Origin of the sequence: Enterococcus raffinosus (assembly GCF_001886185.1) — a bacterium.
GTDB lineage: Bacteria > Bacillota > Bacilli > Lactobacillales > Enterococcaceae > Enterococcus_A > Enterococcus_A raffinosus.
Genome location: NZ_JXLA01000102.1, coordinates 1 through 1,370, shown reverse-complemented (window position 1 = coordinate 1,370; position 1,370 = coordinate 1). Strand labels below are relative to the sequence as shown.

General features: G+C 40.8%; 1 protein-coding gene. It reads left to right on the top strand.

The genetic code is table 11. The features are described 5' to 3' along the window. Window positions 1-76: 76 nt before the first annotated feature. Window positions 77-1,239, top strand: a protein-coding gene (locus RV13_RS20355; RefSeq protein WP_102865879.1) for an IS3-like element ISEfa8 family transposase whose coding sequence is annotated in 2 segments (ribosomal slippage) — window positions 77-353 and window positions 353-1,239 — 1,164 coding nt in all. Because the reading frame shifts where the segments join, the coding sequence is not laid out codon by codon here. Window positions 1,240-1,370 lie beyond the last annotated feature (131 nt).

Sequence of the window (1,370 nt, the reverse complement as noted above, 5' to 3'; positions counted from 1 at the left end):
CATGAATCGGCTACACTAGACTAGACAGAAAAAATAAGGTGTGTAGAATAATAAAAAACACACTGGAGGATTTTTCATGTCAAGACGTCAACGAAGAACCTATTCAAAAGAATTCAAACAACAAATCGTCGATCTCTATCTCGCTGGTAAGCCTCGCGCAGAAATTATTCGAGAGTATGAGCTTACGCCTTCTTCTTTCGATAAATGGATGAAGCAAGCACAATCAACGGGCTCATTCAAAGAAAGAGACAACTTAACACCAGAACAAGCAGAATTGATCGCACTAAGAAAGAAAAATAAGCAACTCGAAATGGAGAATGATATTTTAAAGCAAGCGGCGCTGATATTCGGACGAAAAGACAAGTAATTGATACCAACAAGCATAAATATTCCATATCAGCGATGTGCAAAATTCTAAATATTTCTCGTCAAACCTACTATTATCAAGCGAAACCGATCGAAAATGAGTCCGACTTAGAAGAGATCGTTCAGGAAGAGTTTATTCGAAACCGAAAGGCTTACGGTACCCGAAAATTGAAGAAGTGTTTAGCAAAGCGTGGGCTTCAACTCAGTCGGCGCCGAATCGGTCGAATCATGAAACGCCGCGGATTGACATCTACCTATACGATCGCTCATTTTAAAGGGCAACGAACAGCTTGTAATGAAGCGAAAACAGCGAATGTATTAGATCGGACCTTTACACAAGAACAGCCATTGGAAGCCATCGTTACGGATCTTACTTATGTTCGCGTGGGGAAAAAGTGGCATTATATCTGCTTAATACTTGATTTGTTTAATCGAGAAATTATTGGTTATTCCTGTGGTGAGAAGAAAGATGCCTCATTGGTAAAAGAAGCCTTTGGACGGATACCGTATTCTTTAACAGACGTCAAGCTTTTTCATACAGACCGTGGAAAGGAATTTGATAACCAAACCATTCATGAGATTCTGAATGGTTTTGGAATTACTCGTTCATTGAGTAGGAAGGGTTGTCCGTATGATAATGCCGTTGCGGAATCAACCTATAAATCTGTCAAAGTAGAATTCGTGCATCAATACCAATTTGAGACACTGGCACAGCTACGTCTAGAATTGTTTGATTATGTGCATTGGTGGAACTATCTACGCTTACATGGCACGTTGGCGTATGAAACACCGATCCAAATTCGACAACAGAGATTGGCGAAGCGAATCCTTGATAATGAGCGCGGATCTGATACCTCTGGAGAGGCAGCGTAATTGAATGATTGTGCTTCTGCCGGAGAAAATCAGATCCGAGGATGCTCATTGTCAAGGGCAATCGGAGCCATAACACCGCAGCATTCACAACACCTTATAATTTTTGTCAAAAAAAGTGTTGCCATTCCAAC